At 52.1% G+C, this 21,534-nt stretch carries 4 protein-coding genes and 1 rRNA gene; 4 read left to right on the plus strand and 1 reads right to left on the minus strand.

The window, feature by feature from the left end:
- Nucleotides 1-174 precede the first annotated feature (174 nt).
- Nucleotides 175-290: ribosomal RNA gene (rrf, locus tag BM099_RS17460) — 5S ribosomal RNA — on the plus strand.
- 196 nt (nucleotides 291-486) lie between these two features.
- Nucleotides 487-1,263 (plus strand): enoyl-ACP reductase FabI, encoded by a 777-nt coding sequence (fabI, locus tag BM099_RS17465; protein WP_090729968.1) that lies wholly within the window; start codon nucleotides 487-489, stop codon nucleotides 1,261-1,263.
- Nucleotides 1,264-1,327: 64 nt separating this feature from the next.
- Here fabI and BM099_RS17470 read toward each other — a convergent pair whose 3' ends face one another.
- Nucleotides 1,328-3,121: an alpha/beta fold hydrolase gene (locus BM099_RS17470; protein WP_090729971.1), complete on the minus strand. Its 1,794-nt coding sequence runs from the start codon at nucleotides 3,119-3,121 to the stop codon at nucleotides 1,328-1,330.
- A gap of 461 nt (nucleotides 3,122-3,582) precedes the next feature.
- Here BM099_RS17470 and BM099_RS17475 point away from each other — a divergent pair, with 461 nt between their 5' ends.
- Together BM099_RS17475 and BM099_RS17480 are read left to right on the plus strand one after the other, a co-directional pair.
- On the plus strand, nucleotides 3,583-4,287 hold the full coding sequence (locus BM099_RS17475; protein WP_090729973.1) for a SapC family protein: 705 nt from the start codon (nucleotides 3,583-3,585) through the stop codon (nucleotides 4,285-4,287).
- Nucleotides 4,288-4,372: 85 nt separating this feature from the next.
- Nucleotides 4,373-21,529 (plus strand): leukotoxin LktA family filamentous adhesin, encoded by a 17,157-nt coding sequence (locus BM099_RS17480; RefSeq protein WP_090729975.1) that lies wholly within the window; start codon nucleotides 4,373-4,375, stop codon nucleotides 21,527-21,529.
- The last annotated feature ends 5 nt before the right edge of the window (nucleotides 21,530-21,534 follow it).

Consider the following 21,534-nt stretch of genomic DNA (forward strand, 5'->3'; position numbering starts at 1 on the left):
AATTGCTCGTGAGGCTTGACCATATAACGCCAAAGGCGTGTGGGAAGCATGTTGTGACGCTGAATGAAGTAGGCATCACCGTAAAAGATAAAGTTACTAGCGCTTGTTAACACAGACAAACACAAAAGATACCAACCAAAAACATTCATCAAATCCTCGTTGTGACAGTTTACGCTTGGCGACCATAGCGAAATGGAACCACCTGATCCCATCCCGAACTCAGCAGTGAAACGTTTTAGCGCCGATGGTAGTGTGGGGTTTCCCCATGTGAGAGTAGGTCATTGCCAAGCACCTATTAGAGAAACCCCGATCACGCTGTGATCGGGGTTTTTTTATGCCTGTGAGAAATTAAACTCCGTATTTCGATTTTGTGCGCTGCACTAATAAATACTGGATTCTAAGAAAAAAGTAATGATATTGACTTGCGGTTGATGTACTTTGGTCTATATTGCATTGCAGCATTCTCGTCTTTTAGGAGTTTAAAAAATGAGTATTCCTTTTTCCTTGGAAGGTAAACGTGGAGTCATATTAGGTATTGCAAATCGTCATTCCATTGCATATGGATGTGCGGAAGTGTTAAGTGGATTGGGTGCTGAGCTTTGTATTACCTATCTTAATGAGAAATCTAAACCTTTTGTGGCTCCTTTAGCAGAAAAGTTATCAACCACATTGTTTCTTCCTTGCGATGTGAGTAAGGCCGGAGAGCTTGAGTCTGTTTTTGATGAAGCCCAAAAGCAGTGGGGTACGATAGATTTTGTCGTTCACTCAATAGCGTGGTCACCCTTAGATGAATTGCATGGCCGTTTGGTTGACTCATCCTCTGAAGGCTTTGCTATGGCAATGGATATCTCTTGTCATTCGTTTATTCGTACCGCGCGCTTGGCTGAGCCTTTAATGAAAGAAAATGGTGGCGCATTAATCACCATGACTTATTACGGCTCAGAGAAGGTGGTGGATCATTATGGCATGATGGGGCCGGTTAAAGCGGCGCTGGAGAGCTCTGTTCGCTATATGGCATCGGAGCTTGGGGAATATGGAATCCGGGTGCACTCAGTGTCACCAGGCCCAATGCCTACTCGTGCGGGCTCTGGTATTGCAGACTTTGATGGCTTAATGAATGACGCTGTAAGTCGTTCCCCGTTGCATCGCTTAGGTAGCCCTGAAGATGTCGGTCGTTTAACAGCGTTTTTGATTAGTGATTGGGCTTCTAGCCAGACGGGTAGTCAGCTATTTGTCGATGCAGGTCATAATATCATGGCTTAAGGTATCTATATTCAAGTTTCAAGAGGCCTCTTTCAGAGGCCTTTTTTCGTTGTAAATGAAGTAGCTAGCCTTTGCTGTTGTAGAAATGCAGTGCGTGTTCCAGATATTCGCTTAGCAGTTTACGGCTGACGACAAAGATATGGCCGATGTTCTTTTCAATGGTCCGATTCAGACCGTCTGTGGTTTCACTGTTGCCACCATGATCGACTCCCCAGTTCTCACTGGCAATGCAGGATCCCGCAGGAGAGATAGGGTCACGTAGCCCACGATAATCCATTAACTGGACGCCGGCCCGGGTCAGGGCGTGCATGTCGACCGGCTTACCATCCAGCGCCGGTATACTTGAAGATAAGCAGTATTTGTCTCGCCATATCTGGTTATCTGTAAATATGTTTTCGATCCATTCTTGGTGCGCTCGAGCCGGAAAACGTGTGCCGTGATTTAGCCAGTTGAGGAAAGGTGCTGCATCCTCAATGGCGCCGTCGAATGAGGCTCGTTCATAGAAACCGTGGCTGACGGTATAGCGTACTCCGGGTTGAATCTGGTGCATACCTGCTTCGATTAGCTGTGGTGGGATGTTGCTGCCATCAAATATCTGGCTAATCATTTCCTTGTCATAACGGGTTCGGATCAGCTCCCGCATCGGTCCATGGCCGCTGCCCGCGTCATCAAACAATATGGGTGTAGCCATCAGAACTAACTTAGTGATATCCATCGCCAGACCTTGTGCTTGGCGCTCTTCAGCCCGTCGGGCCAGATAGGTAACAAACAGGGTGCCCCCCATACAGTAACCCATCGCGTGGATCTTTTGTTCTGGATATTGTTGCTGGATCAGATTCAGATAGCGGTCATGAATCTGTTTGCCAAAGAAATCGAGTCCTTGCCCGGTGTCTTGATCCCCCGCCTGGCTATAATCAACCAGATAAACGTGATGTCCGTTGGATATCAGGCCTTCGATAACCGATTTTCCTGGTGACAAATCAAAAATATCAGCACGATTTATTAAGGGGCTGCTGAGATAGATAATGGGTTTTTTATCAGCGTTTTTTGATTGGCTCGGGTAGTAGCGTAGCTGTACTCCGTGCAATGACGAATCTTTAACAACGCTGTAATCACAACAGCCTAGCTTAGCGGCTGGGGAGTGCTCGCTGAAATACAGCAGATCAAAGGCTTGTTGCTGATACAGTTTTTCTAATCGGAGCTGGCACTTAGCCAGATATTCGTCAAAGCTATCGAGTGGTTGGTTGTTGTCATATTTGCGATAGGGTTGTGGATCTGTGGTCGGTGTGCCGGTTATCAATATAAGCAGGCTGGTCAGTAGCTCTTTTTGTGCTGTCAGGCGAGTCAGGCCGAGGCTATTGTATTGGTATTCCAGCGCAGCAAGCTTGATCAGGCGAAAGTAGAATAGTTGGCTTTGTAGCGGATCAGTGAATATCTTAGCGGCCCGGGTCGGGGAGAATTTGTCGTTCTCAAAGCACTGTTGGCAGAGCTCTCCTGTGAGCTTGGCATATTGGGTTTCGATATCAATGTTCTGCTGTTTAAACAGGTCTGGATCTGTTCGGTTTAATACTGCTTGTTTTGCTTTATTTCTAACAGGATCAAACAGAAAGGTTTGCATCCATTGCTGTGTCATCTGCAAATTAAATGCGGCTATCGAGTTATCGGGTAGCCTCCGGTTTAGGCTATCCAGTTGTTGATAATGCTGCTGCATCCCTCGTAACCAGTTACCGCACAGGTCACTCTTCCAATCTAAAGAGGTGTCGAGTCCGATGTTATTATTTGCGCCGGACCACTGACTCAACGCTAGCAACTGTTCAGTTGTGGGGGTATGGGCGGGGAATATGGATGTCCATTCCATGGAGGGTGCCTCTTAGAGTTGAGTTCGTTGTTATAAGATAATTAATTAGAATAGCTTAATATTGGATAAACAGGGCGTTAATATCAAGTGTGGATATGCTGATCGTAAAGCGTTCAGCATGTTTTGAGGAGATCTGGCCGGTTTTATTTAAATAACCAGGTGGGCTGATTATTTAATGCTGTTAGTACCTAACTTATCTATCCGGTAGTTACCCATAGCAACTCATTGCTAGCTGGGGCTGGTTTATCTTGGTGATCTGTCCACCCTTTGTTGGTAGGCCTATGGGCATTTGGATCTGTTGCGACAACGGTCTACTTTCTGCTAATACAATTCCTTTCTTTTTAGCTCTAAATAGTTTCACAGAAAACTGAGGGGTCATAAACATTAGGTTTTTGTGTCAGCGTGGGGTATTGTATTTAAAATTATAATGATCTATATCAATCATTTATGACGGTATAAAAATGGCTGAACTGTTGTTTTACACTAAACCAGAAATTTTAAACCGGGAAAATCATAAAGATTTAAACTTCCTCGCTGTAACCGATCTGAGTTTTTCGCGTGATGTTAACTCGGTGCCTGTATTGGGTATTGAGTTCTTTGAGGCTAGTCGCGATATGCCAATTTTATTTAGTCGCGATGAATCGGGTGCCTATTTTCCTATCGCTTTGCTTTCGCTTAGAAATGAAGGTCATGACCAGTTGAATGACAGCGGACAGTGGAAAGGTAACTACACACCGGCTTTTATTCGTCGCTATCCATTTGCCCTGACTGACGATAAAAACATTTGTTTTGATCAGGATTATGCGGGGTTTAATGTGGACGATGGAGAGCCGCTTTTTGACGAAGAAGGCGCCAACACAAAAACCCTCGATAATATTATAGAGTTCGTGACGAACTTTGACGTTGAGCATCAGCGGAGCAGAGAGTTTTGTGATGCCCTGACTGAGCAGGAGTTGCTTACCCCTTTCAGGCTACAAATAATGACGGCGGACAAGCAGCCCTTGCGCATGGATGGTTTATTCGTTATTGATGAGAAAAAGCTGGAAAGCCTAACTGATGATGTTGTAAGTGATTGGTTTAAAGAAGGATTTATTGCCTGGGCTTACGCTCATTTGCATTCGCTTGGCGCTCTCAGGCAGTTGGGTGAGCAACTGGACACCCGTTAAGTTCACCACATAATAATTAAAAAATCCGCGGTTAGTTAGCGCGAAAAACTACACGCTGCGATGCAGTGAAGGAAAGCTATACGCCATGGAATATCCTCGTAGCAAGATTGCTGTAGCAGTTGCCCAGTGCATTAATTTAGCCGAGCCTCATAGACTGAAGGCGCCTCTGTGGATGGCCGTGCTGTCAGCTGGCGCGATGCAGGCGGTGGCTGCCACGCCGCACAATATTGTCGAGGATTCAAGCACCGTTATCAAAACGATTGGCCCTGCTGGTACAACTAGCTTAGTCAACGATAATAATCGCGTCAACGGTAATGCCGTCAATGTTTTTCAACATTTTGTGGTGGGCAATGGCAATACTGTCAACCTGATCGTTCCCGGTGATGTTTCCAAACTGGTCAATATTGTCAAAGACAGTACTCCCGAGGTGCATGGCACTCTCAACAGCTATAAGAGCGGTGCACTGGGTGGGGATGTTGTGTTTGCCAGCTCACATGGCTTTCTGGTGGGCCCGGAGGGTGTGGTTAATGTGGGTGGGCTCACAGTGCGAACCCCTAGCAGTAGTGATATAGACAACTTGATCAGCGGTTCGGTGACACTCGATGAGGTGAAGTCGATATCATCAACGGGTGTGATCACCATTGATGGTAAGATCAACGCGAAAACCGGAGTCCAATTGAATGGTCAAGAGGTTGTTGTTGGGACCAATGGTGTGGTTATTGCTGGTAATCCTTGGGCTGCAACGGCGGTAAATCTAGGTGATTACACCCCTCCGACCGAGTTGAAACAAAACGGCGGTACTATCAGTATCGCGTCGGCCGGTGGTGCATCGGGCGATGCTTATGATGTCTCCCTAGACGGAAGTTTGCTAGCTGATGGTGGCATCACGATCACGGCACCCAAGATATCGGTGGGTGGGGATGGAGAGCTTGATACGCGACAGCAAGGTGCGTTGGTTGATGGTACGGGCGATGATGTTCAGATTAATCGCGCCATTGAGACGGGCGGCGATGTTGAGATTACAGCCAGTGCGCAGCAAGCATTGGGCTTTGGTGTTGCGACAGCAGATACTCAAGTGATTGTGGACGGAGAGATCCGAGCTGCAAATATCACCATCACTGCGCACAGTGATGCTTCCTCCTCGTTCATTGATCAGCCGGGTGCAGGTTTGGCAACCAACCTGGTCGCGGGAACATTCGCTGGTGCGAGTGTCTATGTCATGCAAGCTGATGCAGATGCCAGTATTTCTGTCGGTGGCCAGCTCTACTCTGACGCTGATATCACTCTGGGCAGCCAGGCCCTCGCCTTAAGTGAATCGACCTCTATTGCCACTTCTCAAGCCGGCGTTAGTGGTAGTGCCTCATTGGCGGCAACCTACAACAGCAGCAACGCGACAAGTTCAGCAAGAATAAAGAGTGGTGCCATAGTTGAGGCCGGTGGTGATTTGACCGTGACGGCACACAACGAAGCCTACTTGCTGGGCAGTGCGCTGGACATTGTGTCGACCACGGCGAATAAGGCGGTACTGGCCTTGGCCATCGGTGAGTCTGATGTGAGTTCAACGGCCATCATTGAGTCTGGAAGTACCCTGGCGGCGGAAAATTTGGTGTTGTCTGCTGAAAACCAGAACTCTTACACAGTATCAGCTAACGCAACGGGGCTGAGGAATACGGAATGGGGCGTCGCAGTAGCAGTCGGTGATTTTGAGACCAATGCGACGGCGCAGCTGGGTGCCAGCCTGGGCAGCGTTACCGATCCAGTGGGTAACGTAAGCATTACCGCTCTTGATCGTACTGTAAACCAGCAAGTGAAGTCGGCGGTGACCATCGGCAGTAATTTAGCGGCGCGAACTGTATTTCGCCCGCTGGTCACTACAGTTTCGGCTGTACAGGGCGGGGCCGACTCGCTGATTAAGCTCTTTGCTGGTGACCAGCAAACGCCAGCGGATAGCAGTGGAAAAATTCCCTTCAAGGGTGGTTTGGCCTTCACGCTGAACCTGTCAGACCATGAGGCATACAGTTATCTTGGGACCAATACGGCAGGGCAATTGGATGCGCCAAGTGTCCATGCTTCCGGTAATATCCTGGTGGCCAGTGCTGTCGATCTGGGCACAGACAACGCAACCATCGCCGGAGGTAATGATAACGCGGCCCACGGCGATGATCAGGGTGCATGGAGAACCTCGGCAGAAACTGCGATTTCCTCTCCCAGTGCAGCAGCAGGGGGTGGAAGTCAAACCAAACCCGCTGATGAAAGTCTGGCTCTTGCAATCAACCTTGCGATCAATAGCGGCGATTCGGTCGCCGAGATTGGTGATTATGTTGAGATTAACGCTTCAGCTCTGGGCGTTTCAGCGAGTTATAAGCTTCCTGCAGTTTCTACCTACGACAAGTGGGATTCTATCTCGTCGGTGCTCAATAAATTAACCGGTGTGCTTGGATTGCAGAATAACATCCTCACGACGTTCGCCAATGCCGGAGCCTCGGCAGATAAAGACGCAACGGGGGGATCGCTGAATGTGGTTGCTAACGATCTGGATACTAAGGCCTGGATCGGCGATAACGCGACGATTACAACAACCGGGAGTGGGGATTGGTCGGCTCGGCGTATTCTGCCCGGCAGTCTGGAAGCCCCGGGTATTCTGGACGACTCTAAGCCCTTTAAGCAGATCACTTACGATTTTAACTTTAATAGCTCAGTCGATGTTCGTGCCTATACGCTGAACGAAAGCATTAATCTGGCCGGTAATCTTGGAACTCTGGGGCTTATTCCCAATGGGGTCGGTACCAATGAGCAGGGCAAAATGATTGGCGCAGGCGTCAGTTTTGTACAGCAGAACGTCAATACCGTGGCTGGTATCGGTGAATCTACGGTGACGGCAAATGGCAATGTCGGTATCAGCGCATTTACTGATGAGCGCCACGTCCTGATTGCGCCGTCTTCCGGCGCGGGTAAAGGTATGGGCTTCAACGGTGTGTTGGCGATTTTGAATAATGAGGTGCTGACCCATGCATCTTTGAGTAATCAGGCAAGAATTACGGCCGGTGAATTATCAGTGTTAGCCGATTATGATTTTGGCAACTGGTCGGCAGCCGGAGCGGTAAACAAAGCTGAGGACTCTGCCGTGGGTGTTGCCGTTGCTATTAATATTACTCAGGGTGATACCAAGGCGTTCATAGGCGACAATAGTGAGGAAGCAGCAAAAGTCGATTTTGCGAGTGGCTTTGTAAACGATACCCAGCCAGAACCCACTTCGCCCACGTCTCCAGTGCCTGATCCACGTGCTGTTATTGTCAATAACGTCACTGTTAGATCGCGTGCTTCCGGCAGCAATGGTGCGCTAGCTCTGGCAGGGGCGCTCAGTAAGGAAGATAGCGGCACGCCGGGAATCGCCGAGAAGTTTGAACAACGCTGGTCGCCCTTGGGCAAGAAAACAGCCGACGCTCAGCAGGGTGCAGCCTCGGGTAGTGGAGATGCTTCGGTATCCGGTGCTGCAGGTGCTGCAAAAACCGATAGTGCGGCTTCTGGCAACAGCACCCCTACAATCGATGAAAATAAGACCGGGCTTGCTGGCGCCGGTAGTTTTTCAGTGGTGTTCAATAACATCGATTCGAAAGCCATTATTGATGATGCGGTGATCCAGGGCAGGAACGACAGCGACGTCGATGTTTCTGTACAGGCCCTGGAAAATGCGGTCTCTGTATCTGCTTCAGGCTCGGCCGCCCTGTCCTGGATGAGCGGTTCGCAGAATCCTCCGGCGACTCAGAATACCATTGCCGGTGCGATCGCTTACCAAATCAGCTTTAACGATACTCTGGCCTGGATTGAGGGTTCGGTGATTTCCAATGCTGATGAGGTGACCGTGCAGGCAGTCCACGGCGGTGAACTGGTTTCTATTGGTCTGTCGGTTGCGGTCACCAAAGCCCCGCAGGCTGAAACTACAACCCGCAATGGCGCCCTGTCTGTTTCGGGTGCCCAGATTTACGATGGTACCTCGGCCCGAATAGAGGGTAGCACGATCGAGAGCAATGACGATGGCGACGAGAGTCTGGAAGTATCGGCTTATAACAATGCCTCTGTGGGCGTAGGTGGCGGTTCCCTTTATCTCGGTGGTAAAAGTGGTGGTGGTTTGGCAATTACCTTTGCCGAAATCAATGATCCGTCAGCTATCCTCGCTGGGCTTAACCCCGATTCTGATAGTAACCTCAGTGCTACCGAGAACGAAGATATTAATGATGTCTATGGTGGCGCAGCGGTCGAAGCGGTAATCGCAGGTATTGACACGAATCGCAGTGCTATCACCAATTTCAATGATGTAACGGTGACCGCATCAGCGCTTAATCACATTGGTATCGGTGCGGCGGGTGGTGGCTACCAGGGCGTTGCAAATTCAGCGGGCTATGCCGGTAGTTTTGCGGTTGGTGTGATTGGGGCTGACACCAAAGCTCTGGTCGATACCACCGATATTGAGGGTGTCGTCACGCTCTCAATCAATGCTAGCGGTGAACTGGACAGTGACCTTGACCAGCTCCTGACCGACCTGGGGGATAGTGATGTCAATGACGATTTTGATTTCACGGGTGCTTCGGCGATTGATAGCACCGAGATTTTTACCAATGATCAGGGCGCCGGCAGTTCTTACCAGTACGACAGTGAGGGCAAACGCATCATTGCAGTTGCCGGCCTATTGCAAATTGGCAAGAGCAACAAGGGTATTTCCTACGCTCATACGGATATAAAAAGTGATACCACAGCACGCTTAGACGCATCCACGATTAATGCGACCGGAGACAGAGCGAATCAGGTATCGGTTAATGCCCGCGACGATTCTCTGTTGTACAGCGTTGCGGTGGGTGTCGGCGTAGCTACCGGCGGTAATGCCGGGGTTGGGTCTGTGGCGGTGAATCGATTGAACAACCAGGTGGTTGCAGAGGTCGGTGACTGGATCGGTGTTGATAGTGGCAGCATCAGTACCGAAAACCTGGCGGTCACTGCCACCAATGATATGGATCTGATCAATGTGGCCGGCTCGGTTGCGGCGAGTACTTCGGACTCTTCGAGTTTTTCTTCCACCAAGGGGCTGGCGGTGGCGCTGAACCTGGTGGGTACCAATGCGCATGAAACACGTGCGCGTATCGCCAACACGGATTTGCTGGCCGGTGGCGACGTGCTGGTGAGAGCGACCAGCGGAGCCTCGGATGACAGTAACCTGCTGGTGGGTAATGCCATCGGTGTGGGTATTTCAGCCAGCGAAGACGCGGCTTATGCCGGTGCTGTGGGTGTCAATAATGTGGATCAGTTGGTCACGGCGGGTATCAAGAATGTCGGCACCGGGCTTGATGCCGATGGTGTCGCAGTGGTGGGTGATACCTACCGCGTACATGCTTATGACTATACCGATAGCGTGGCCACGGCCTGGATCGGTACTCTTTCTGTGGGTGGTGATGCCGGCGGTATTGCCGTTGCTACTAATCGGGTGGATTCCGATGTTACCGCCGAAGTGCTTGGCGATGGCTTAACCCGCGGTAGCTCCACGCTGAATCTGGCCAACCTGGATATTCGAGCGGCCCGCGACAACTGGTTATTGACCATTGATGCTGGCATTGCAAACGGTGGCCAGGATGCGTTGGCGGCTTCGGTAGGCACCGGTGTGATTGACGGTGATGTAACCGCCCGTATTGCAGACGATGCGACGGTGACGGCTAGTAATAATGTACTGGTCAATGCGGATGCCAAGAGCGTGAATATCGTCGGTAGTGGCTCGATTGGCTTTGCTGTGGGCGATAACGCCGGTGCGGTAGCGATCTCCACGACGCTCGAGTATGGCAAAACCCTAGCCAGTATCGATAACTCCAGTGTTACTGCCCGCGGAGCGGACGGTAATAACGTGTTGCGGGTGGATACTGGAGAACTGTCGAATTACGGTACCCTGCCGGATTTATCGACCTCGGGACAGACCGAGGACGATAATGATGCGGACACCGCTGCACCGGTAGATCGCGATGCGCTGACCACAGGCTTTAGCCTGATAGATCAGGATAAGGAAACCGAAGATGCCAGTGGACTGGTGGTGAATGCTACCAGTCGTACCAAGCAACAGGCGATTACCATTGCCGGATCTGCCAGCGCGTCAAAAGGCTTTGCGGCCAACGTATCAACCAATGCTTCAACCAGCAGTGCTGAGGCCCTGGTCACGGGTTCAGAGATAAACTCAGGTGTTGCTGGCGCAGATGTGCGCGTGCGTGCCAATGCCCATGAGGCAGGTCTGTCGATAGCAGTCGGCGGTTCTATCAGTGGCTCTGCAGGCGTTGGGGGCGTGGCTACCAACAGCCAGAAGAAGGCAGCACAAGCGACGGTTGACGACAGCAATATTAATGCAGATTCCGTGGTTATTGGCGCCCATACTTCCAAGGTTGCCCAGGCCGTCTCTGCGGGGATCGCGGTGGGTACAGGAGATGGCGGCATCGGTGGTGCTGCCTCGGTAGTGATTACCGAACAATCCGGCTCGACCCGTTCCTGGCTTCGCGGCGGTACTATGGTGGCGAATGCCATGGAGGTTTCCTCAGACCGGCGTCAGGAAGCGAATGTAGCGGCGGGCTCTGCCGGTATTGGCCCCAAAGCGGGCATCGGTTTTGGTTTGGCGGTGAATCTAATCGGCGATGACAGTAGCGCATTGATCGGCAATAACTTGTCTGATGCTAACGATTCACGCAATACCGTTGTGCAGGTGAGCGACGTTACGGTTGATGCTGATCGTTTTGAAAATGTAAACAGTTATGCCTTTGGCGCCGGGGTTTCGGGTGGCGTAGGCGCGGCTGCGATGATCAATGTCACCGAATTTAGTGGGGAAACCCGCGCGGCGATCCACGGCAAAGTCGTGGGTAACGCCTATACAACCCAAGTGCGAAGTAAAGATGGCACGAGCGAGGCGGATACGGTCTCGGTTAATGGGCAAGAAATTCTCAGAGCCAATCATGCCGCATTCGGAATCGGCGTTGGCGCCAAGGTGGGTATCGGCGCCGTGGCCAACGTTGCTCTGGGGCGCAGCCAGGTTTATGGCGAGATTGTTGGTTCCGATATTCAATCGGGCCTTCTGGATATTGATGCAACCGCCCAACGTGAGGCTGATCTGCTGAGTGTTGCCGGTGCTGCGGGACAAGCCGCGGCTGCGGTTAGTATTGGTGTGGCACTGTTCGGTCAGGGCGATAGCACCGCCGAAGACGGCACTAATGCCGAAGATGAGTTTGATCCATCAAGGTCTGTAGCCAATGATGCACTGACATCCGGTTATCTGCGTTTGAACACACAGCTCGACAGTGCTGAGTTGGCCGTGGCCGAAGCAGGCCCTGCTAGCACCGTGGCCGATGGCAGCACGCCGACAACAGTGACAACGACCGCATCGGGCCAATCCTTGCGTATTGACGGGGAGAGCGTGACAGCTGCGAGAATTTCTGGAGGCCGCATTGATGTGGGCAGCCTCAGTGTCAACGGTCGAACCCGCCTGCATACCTTGCAGGGCCTGGGTGCAGCCCAGGCTTCCGCCGTTGGCTTTGCCGGCGTTGTGGGTATTACTAGGATGTACGACATCAATGTAGCGACAGTGGATACAGACCTGAACGCAAATTCTGTCGTCGTCGGCGCCTTGATTGAAGACCTGTCGGCAGAAGATGCGGCGGGAGAGGCAAGATCCTTTGTGGTCGGTCTCGGCGGCTTCACCACGGTGGTCAACTATCTCGATGTGCGCAGCCGTCAGCAAGTGGTTGCCGGTGTCGCCGGAGCCACGGGTACCGATGTCGATGATTTGACGGTCAGTGCCAAAGACACCACAGAGTTGCGCGCAGGAGATCTTGGAGCGGGTAAGCCGACCGTGGTAACCGACAGTGGTGCCAGTGTGAATCTGGGTGGTACCGCTGTTGGTGTCAGTTATGGCTATGCCAATAAAGACAGCGATGTTGATGTCTGGCTGGGTAGGAGTGGCCGCACTGTTGATGGTTATAACAATATCACTGTGATTGCCGAAAGCTCGGGGATGGTCAAGAGTACTGCGTTTGCTCTCTCTGGAGGTATTGCCGGGGGCGCGCAAGGCGTCATTACTGACGCTGAAGACAACTCTGACGTGAATGCCGCGGTCTATGGCACCATTGGTACAGGCTCTGGTGTCACCAGCATTTCTGCGCAGTCAGTTCCCGAGCTCTACTCCAACTCTTTTGGCGTTACGGTGAGTGGCGGTTACTCCATGGGGGCCTCTTTTGCCTATGCCACAACAGATAGCACAGCCACAGCAGAGATTACCGACGGTGTTATTTTTACAGGTGATGGCAATGTGATCCTAACCAGTGAAACCGGCGACGCTAGTGATGCTGATTATGAAACAGCAAATGCTACGGCGCTGGCGGCCTCCGGAGGGCTTATCCTGGGCGCGGCGGGTTCAGAAGCTCGTTCTACCAACGAGTCGGAGTCAGTCGCTCGCGTGGGTGACAATGTCACCATTCCCAATGCTAATTTCGAGGTGTATGCGCGCCATACCGGTGTTCAGTACGGTGACGCCAATGGCTACTTCTTTGGTGCGTTGGCAGGGGGTTATCAGACAGGTGTGGCTCAGTCCTATACCTCGACCCGGGTTGAGTTTGGTATGGACCCCAACGCGACTCTGGGTCGCACGGGCAATCTAATTCTTGATGCCTCAAGTTCCAATGCTAACCAAGCGTTTACCACGGCGGGTGGCGGTGGTGTCTTTTCGGGCAGCGCCGCAATTTCTGTGGTCGATGCAGGCAATCACAAAAACGGCAATGCTGCCGCTGCGGTGCTGATCGATGACTGGTTCGACGGTTATCGGGTATTGCCTGTTGATGCGGGTAATATTGTGATTAAGGCTGAGAACAACATTGAGTTCTTTGCTGGAACCGATGCCACGACGGTCTCCGCGGTGGGTGGTTCTGGTGCTGAATCTGATGTCGACATCAGCACCAATACTCAGGTGACTCTGGGCGAGAACGTGGGTTTTGACGCCTTCGATATTGATATTGATGCGCGGAATAAGGCGCGCCAGGTGCAGGTACCTTTTAACCGTTCATTCGAATCCAGTATTCGGGCAGGCGGCGGCGGCGGCGCTAATGGGACCGCGGGCTTGTCCTACCAGAACATCAAGAGTTTGTCGGCACGCGTTAATATCGGTGAAAATGCAGTCTTGAAAGTGTCTCCCCTAGTGCTCAGCTCCTCGGCTGATGTTGCCGGTGTCTCATCTCTTTCCTCATCGCTGAATTCCGCCGATCATCGCATCGCGATCGATGCCAGTACTGACTTTATTGTCTTTGATCAGGCTATCCTCGAAGTGGGTGGCGCCCTGCAGGGCGCCGGTACCGAGTCGGATGTTGACGTCAATGCCCGTAATTCGGTCACCCTAAATGATGGCGTGCAGCTTCTCAACGGAATCGGCGAAGTGGGTGTGGGTACCTATTCTAAGGGTAATGCCGCCGCCAGTGCCAATGTGACGGTCTGGGCGATCGCGGGCGTGGCCGGCGGCACCTCGACGTCTACGGTTGATGTGGACAATGACGTCACTCTGGGTGAAGGCGTCATTATCGATTCAATCGAAGAAATTAATATATTTGCCGGCCGCAGTTCCGACGGGCTGGGCCAGAATCAGATCTTTGCCGATGCCAGAACCAATGTTTACAATTGGACGGCAGTACCTATTCCTGCAGGTAATACGGCGCGTAGTCGAATTACCCTGGAAAACAATGTGTCCTTCGCTGACAGTTACCAACTGGGTAGTGATGGCGACGTCAATATCGGTGCTCTCAAGGGGCAGGTCAATGCGACTCATAGCGGAATCGAGCGCAACCCGTATCTTGAACTGTTCAGCGCCGAGACCACGTTTGGATCCAGCCGCAGCACTACCAATACCAATCAGTTGGTGTTTGGCGATCTGGGTCAGATCACTGCCGGACAGTACGCTTATCAATACGTGAGAATTGATGAAAGTGGTCGCATTGTCGACAACCTGGCCAGGTTTGGTGAGGCGCAACAGCTCAATGAGAAATATTCCTCGCGTGCTGAGCTGCAGGCGTTTATCGACGATCTGGACAGACGAATCACCGAGCTGCAGGCCTGGGACGGCTCTGCGACAACAACGAGTGGAGTGTCTGTCGGTGAAGCGGTTGCTGAGTTGAGCACCCAGCCTGAGGTCGACGCCTATATTGCCGAACTTACAGGGCTGAAGGCTGCGGCTACAGAAACTGACTATATCGCTGAACTGGATGCTGAAATTGTGTTATTGCAGGCTTGGGACGGCGTAACCACGCTGACGGTTTCGCCGGTTGATGGTAGTAGTACATCCGGCTCCAGCAGTGGAGCCAGTGTCACGGCAAGCACCCCGGGGGTCAACCCCTTCCTCGCTGAAATCGGCGATCTGCAGGCACAAAAAGTCTTGTTGAGTGGGGTTGTGAACCAGCTCTCAGGGGTAGCCAATTTTGCGGTTGAGGTTTCCAATGTGCGGGCTTCGGCGGGCAATATCAATCTGCTTGCCGGCGACATCAGCATGACGGGTGCCGGCAATACCTCAATGTTTACCGCCAAGGGTAATGCCACCATCGAGATCGACAATCTGGATGATCAGCATCTGATTCTGAATGAAATCAGAATCGCCAACAAGACCGGCGGTAATGTGTTTGTTTCCGGTGGCGCTACCAGTCTGTCCAGTAGCCATGTTGATAAGCAGCAGGGTGCACTGATTCCGGGTACGACGACCGGGCAATTTAAATCCGGTATTTATGTGAATCACCAGCCGGTTGGCCCCGACAGGCTTGACGCCGATGTTATCGTTAGCGGCAAGCTCAGCAATGTGCTATCCACGGTTAACATCGTGGTCGGTGAGGGCGATTTGATTCAGCAGGGCGTCATCGAAGCCAATTCGATTGAACTGGATGTTGCGGGCATATATCTGGTGAACAACCCCAATGAAGAGCAGGCGTTGACCCGTACGCCTTCCAGTCTGCTCAATTTTGTGAGCCGCTGGAAACCCCAGAACGCCGAAGAGGTGGTGCAGTATTATCTCAACGCCAAGTACTCAGACAAAATTGGCGATACTAACCTTGCCAGATTCAATGAGTGGTTCAGTGGGCGTGCACTGAGTTACGAGAACGTGGTTTTGCCCCCTGACCCTTATTTTGGCAGGCCAGATAAACTCAATATTTATTTCAACTGGGGCTTCAGTAACGCTAACGATTATTTGGCGGGCGATGCGCTGGTTTTCAATATGCTCAGCGATGACAGCTCCCGTGGTAGCACCAAATGGGGCTTTAAACCTGTCTTGAATAAGCAGTCGCTGTTATCGCAGACGGCAACCTACAATCAGGTGAAAGGTACCCCGGGGTTCGGCACTTCGCCTGAATCAGTGATTGGCGAGAAGGTTCTCATCAACGCCGCACGACTTGATATCAATGGCACCATCGTTGTGGGTAAAAACAACAACTGGTCGGTGGATGTGGGTAGCGGGTTTGATGCTGAAATACAGCGATATATTAGCGATACTGGTCTGTCGGCGGGCAATACGATTACCTTCACACCTGGCGAAACCAAGACAGTAAGGCGGGAGAACCCAGACTATCAACCCATTAGTTTGTTTCCTGATCATGACGGTCGTCGCTATCTTACGGATATTTATGATTTTGATATTGGCAAAACCGCAGGCGCCTCCGGTATAGAATTGAAATACGACGTTGCCACCGGCAAACTGGAAGTGGATGACATTCCGGTGAGTGGTGGCGGCTATGCGGAGATCCGCGCACGGATTACCTCGACCGGTGAGGAAGGCCGGATCAAGATCAGAGATGGTCTGGGTCAGATCTCTATCAATAATGACTCCAATACAGAGTTGGTGGTGGGCACTCTTAGCGCGGGCGATGACCCCAGAGGTGTTGTCCGTATTACCGATCTCAATAAGCCCGTAATCAGGACCTCGGAGAATAGTTCCGGCTACGAATCTCAGTGGTATGTGCATAGCCCGGGCAGCCAGATTGAGCGCTACACGACTACAGCGCTAGCGACGGCCTATACGCCTGCGGACTATGTTGAGAGTCTCGGAGTCGCAGGTACCACATCGACTACCAGCTACAATCCGCTTCGCGGGCAGTTATATTACTTCAGCGAAACTGCCACAGTTGCTCGCGAGGTAGACTTGCCGCCAGATGGCTACTTCGCCAAGTATCCAGGCACTGTAGGCTCCTGGGCGTATACAACTGACTGGCCCACTGATCCAGACGAGGATCCCAATTTTACCGACTATTATACCAATTGTACCTACAAGCCACAGGCTTGCGCAGGTGGTGTTGTTACCGATTACTTGTTGCACAAGTACAGTATCGGCAGCCAGAGAACGACCGGTTTCAGTGCCTGGAACCTGAGCTATGCGCCATACTACGGATCGCTTCTGGTCGCTACAGATCCGGCGATAACGATCGCAAAGCAGGTGCAAGTCCGTACCGAGACTTATGTCAAAGCCGATCACTCAATCGCACTGGAGTTCACCGGTTCGGCGACTGGCAGCATCGGCATCGATTCAAAGACATCGCTGCAGTTGACCGGGAATATCTTCAACCCTCGTGGTAATACCTTTATTGCTACCGAGGCGGACTTCACCAATTCCGGTGCGGCGGTCATCACCTCGGATGTCATCGACATTACCGCCTTTGGCAATATTGGAGAGGACGCTGCGCCGCTGACGGTCCGGACCAATGAGTTGTCGCTTCGTTCGAGTGAAGGCTCCCTGAACTTCGATGCCTCTGCGCTGAATAGCGATAATGTTGCACTGGGTGAGTTGAGTGCTCGATATGATATTGTTGGCACCGTCGATAAGAGTATTGTGGCCCGTGATGCGAGTTCACTGGTTTCTGCGGACACTGTTGACCTGACTAGCGAGACTGGCAGCATTGGTCGCGTTGGTTTGATCAGCGATCCAACGAGTTACGAATTTATTCGGATGGCGTCCACTGGCGCGGTATCACTGAAGTCTGATGGAGACGTAGCAGTCTCACAGGCAAGGGGAGATATGGCGGTACTTGCTATCGATGCTCGTAATAGCGTGGTCATTAGTCTGGGCGATGGTGACTTGATCAATGCCATTGGGCAGCAGGCGAAGTCGGCAAAAGAGCTGGCCTACCAAGCTTCGGTTTGGGATTCTCTGAACTTGCTGGATGGTTCTGCGGGCGAGCGTTATGTCAGCGCCTACGAGAATCAGTTCAATAATAAGTATAATGGCTACTGGCTGATCAGGCAGCGTCTTAGTGATGCCAGCGATGCAGGTTTTTCTCTGGATGTTGCTTTCGTCGATGCGCTCGGGATTCGTTACGGTGAGACAGATCTCACCGCGTTGACCGCCTTGGTTAAGGCTGACTATGATGCGCTTAACGGCTGGTTTGCGGACCAGCAGGCGACGCCCGAAGTCTATACTAATGTGACTGATGCAATCGGCCAGGAGCAAAAAGGTATACTGGCTGGTTTTGATTACGGTAGTTTGTTTGACAGCTATGACGAGAATTACAGTTTAACCATTGCACCCGGTAGCAATATTTATGATCGGATGGTCGACGGTGCAACTTGGAAGCAAAGCCAGCTGGATATCAGCATTTCGGCGGCGGCACTCAGTGCTGATGCCTCAGGTCAGCTTAGCGGTCGTGCGGCCAACATCACAGCACCAAATATAAAATTATTGACTAGTAGCGGCAGTGTTGGCCAGAACCTCTCGGATCTGGTGTTCAGTATTCCTCTGGATGATACGGCATCGGTTACCGATGCCCAGAAGGCAGCACTGTTAAGCGCAGGGCCTGGCGATATCACCTCAGTTGTCACGGATACACTAGCAACGTTGACGGTGAGGCAGGTTGACCCAGTCAAGGTGGATACTCTGAATGCGCTGAATGTTTCAGCCCGGGATGAAATCTATATCGAGGCGGCGAACTCGCTGCTTCTGGGTGCATTGAACTCGGCCACTAACGACATTCGTGTCGTGGTGGATGGCCAGATTTCGGCTCAGGACGGAGCTATCAACCTGACTGCGAGAGATCTTTTTCTGGCGAATACTCAAGGTGATATTGGATCTTCCAGCCAGGCCGTATCGTTACAGTTGGGTGGCGCGCTTCGCCAAGCCGGTGCTGCGGCAGATCTATTCCTGTCTCAGACGGGTGGCGATCTGCGGGTAGGTTCAATAGCCGCGGGCGGGGTTTTGTCGCTCACTAATGAGCAGGATATTTTGGCTAACGATAGTAATCAGTTCATGTCGGCCTCCGGAATTACGCTCAATGTGGGCGCCTCTAATCTGGGTGCTGCTGATAGCAGGCTCAATCTTAGTGTGCTAGGCGACGATGGACTCACTGTTACGGCTGGTAATGCCTGGTTGAATATCACGAACACACCATCGTTGACTTTGGGCAATATGCTCGTTAATCAGCGCCTAGATCTGGTTACAGTGGGTGATGTTGATATCACTGGTGCTCTTCGCGCCGCGAGTCTTGAGTTGGATGTGGACGCTGCTGTAACCGGTACTTCCTCGGGTTCTGTTACTGTTGATGATTATCTGCGAATCCAAGCGTCTAGTATCGATCTGGCGCAGCTGGATATTAGTACCGGAGCAGCGACTCTGCAAACCATGGGCGGTGACCTGTCTGTTGGGAGTGTGCGAGTAAGCAACGGTGATCTTGGCTTGTTGGCAACGGGCGAGCTGATACTCAATGGAGATATAGGTGTGCAGTCTGGATCGCTGGTGGGTGATGCGCAACGGGTGCAGATGGCATCCGGAACTCGTTTGGGCACCAGCGGTGATTTAACCCTAACAGCGATCGAATCGGCTAGGTTAGACGAGCTGCAGGTGGGTGGAGATCTGGCAGTCAGTGTGGCGAACGCGCTGAATGCGGCCGAGGGACGGGCTGATTTCGAAGGTAATGTGAGCGCACAAGCGATCACGGTCACTGCCAATGCCGGTATTGATATTGAAGCAAATCTGCTTGGCACCACGGTGACGCTGAATGCCGGTGCTGGCTCGTTGAATGCCGCTTCGGCTTCGATGGTGAGCTCACGCACTAGCACGACAAGCCTGACGGGCCTCGGTATCGCATTTGCGGCTGATTCGCAGCTCGACAGTGCGGGTGACCTATCAATTAATGCAGGTGCTGAAGGCGTGAGCCTGGGTAGGGTCAGCAGTGGGTCGCTCACGATGGTGAGTGGCGGCGATATTGACCTAAACAACGATGTGACGATGGCGAATACATCAAGCTTGCAGGCTGTCGGTGCCCTGACCGGTGACAACATCCGAGTGAGCAACGGTGATCTTGGCCTGCTAGCAACGGGCGAACTGATACTCAATGGCGATATAGATGTGCAGTCTGGATCGCTGGTGGGGGATGCGCAACGAGTGCAGATGGCATCCGGAACTCGTTTGGGCGCCAGCGGTGATTTAACCCTAACAGCGATCGAATCGGCTAGGTTAGACGAGCTGCAGGTGGGTGGAGATCTGGCAGTCAGTGTGGCGAACGCGCTGAATGCGGCCGAGGGACGGGCTGACTTTCAAGGTAATGTGAGCGCACAAGCGATCACGGTCACTGCCAATGCCGGTATTGATCTTGAAGCAAATCTGCTTGGCACCACGGTGACGCTGGATGCTGGCGCTGGCTCGTTGAATGCCGCTTCGGCTTCGATGGTGAGCTCACGCAGTAGCACGACAAGCCTCACGGGCCTCGGTATCGCATTTGCGGCTGATTCGCAGCTCCACAGTGCGGGTGACCTATCGATTAATGCAAGTGCTGTAGGCGTGAGCCTGGGTAGGGTAAGCAGCGACGGACGGCTCACGATGGTGAGTGGCGGCGATACCGTGCTTAATGGTGATATTAGTGTTGCCAATGCGGCAGTGTTGCAGGCTAACGGTGGCATTACTCTGTCCAGCGGAAAGTCCCTGGTTAGTGCCAACGAGATGGGCTTTATTACGGCTGACTTGCTGGAACTGTTGGCAGGTAGCGAGGTGAATGGTGGATCTGAAGTGACTGTCGTCGCTGCTGGCATAGCAATGGGCCAGGGTTCTCGGATCACCGCAGGCGGGCCGGTAAGCATCAACACACGTGATGATATGCTTTTATCGTTTGTAGAGACGGACTGGGACGGTGAAGATGCATTGCGCCTTACCAGCGGCGCTAAAATCGAAGGCCGCGAGGATAGCCTGTTGCACCTCAAGGCTGTCGGCGATAATGCCCAGAGCCACCTGAGTGCGGCCACTGGAATCGGAAGCCCGCTGGTGGTGGACTTGCCATGGTTGGCGGCTCAAACGAGGGCTGGTGATATTAAGATAGTCGCTGAGCGAGGTCTCTATTCACCGTTTATTGATGCGGGTAATGGCAATGTTGAGTTGTCAGTTTCTGGGGATCTGGAAATTGGTGAGTTGATTGGTAATCCTTACCTGTGGATCGACGGCGGTATTCATGTTGAGCGAGTGGTTCTGGATGAAGGGACGCTTGCTTCTCGCGAACGAATTGAGATAGATCAAATTGACCTTTTCGGTGAAGGCCCGCTGGCGTTGGAATCTGCGCTTATCGATGTATCTGTAGACAGTAAAAACTCGGAAAATACCACTATATCCTTGACTGGATTCGAGGGCTTGGCAGCAGATTCGATTGATCTGACCGTTCGAAACACCAACAAGCTGTCCATCACTAAGTTATTTACTAATAGCGGCGCATTAACGTTTGACGGTGATCTAAGATTGGCTGCTGGCCGCGTTGAGAGCAACCTGGAGATTGAATCCTCTGCGCTGATACTAAGCCTTGATAATATTAATCCGGCGGCACAGTATTTTGATGGCCAATTGGTGACGCCTAATGGTGAGTTCTGGCTGGCAATGACCGGTAACGAAGTGCGGACTAATGCAGTAGTTACCCGTTACCGGGATCCTGTCGTTCTTTTCTTTACGCCACCAGAAGACTTTGAATCTGGTACACAGGCGCTGAATCAATCCCAGCAGCAAAGCACTTATCAGCGACTAAGTGTCGAGAACCTGACTCTCATGGATATGTATAAGGATCTGAGCCAGCCACTGTTCTCTGGCGGAACCCGGCAATTCCCGGCGGTTGCCTTCGACGGCAGCAATATACAGACACAGTTTATCAACTCGCTGCTGGAACAGACCTTGCCGGCAGAAGACGACGATCTGCTGGAAATTGCCGCTAATGCCGGGCCATCCTCACCCGAACCGATTGAATAGGGAAT

It is taken from the genome of Neptunomonas qingdaonensis, assembly GCF_900113275.1.
GTDB lineage: Bacteria > Pseudomonadota > Gammaproteobacteria > Pseudomonadales > Balneatricaceae > Neptunomonas > Neptunomonas qingdaonensis.

Excerpts from the sequence above, each read along its gene's own strand:
- BM099_RS17480 (WP_090729975.1), top strand. The coding sequence starts at position 4,373 with ATGGAATATCCTCGTAGCAAGATTGCTGTAGCAGTTGCCCAGTGCATT.
- BM099_RS17475 (WP_090729973.1), top strand. The coding sequence starts at position 3,583 with ATGGCTGAACTGTTGTTTTACACTAAACCAGAAATTTTAAACCGGGAA.
- fabI (WP_090729968.1), top strand. The coding sequence starts at position 487 with ATGAGTATTCCTTTTTCCTTGGAAGGTAAACGTGGAGTCATATTAGGT.
- BM099_RS17470 (WP_090729971.1), bottom strand. The coding sequence starts at position 3,121 with ATGGAATGGACATCCATATTCCCCGCCCATACCCCCACAACTGAACAG.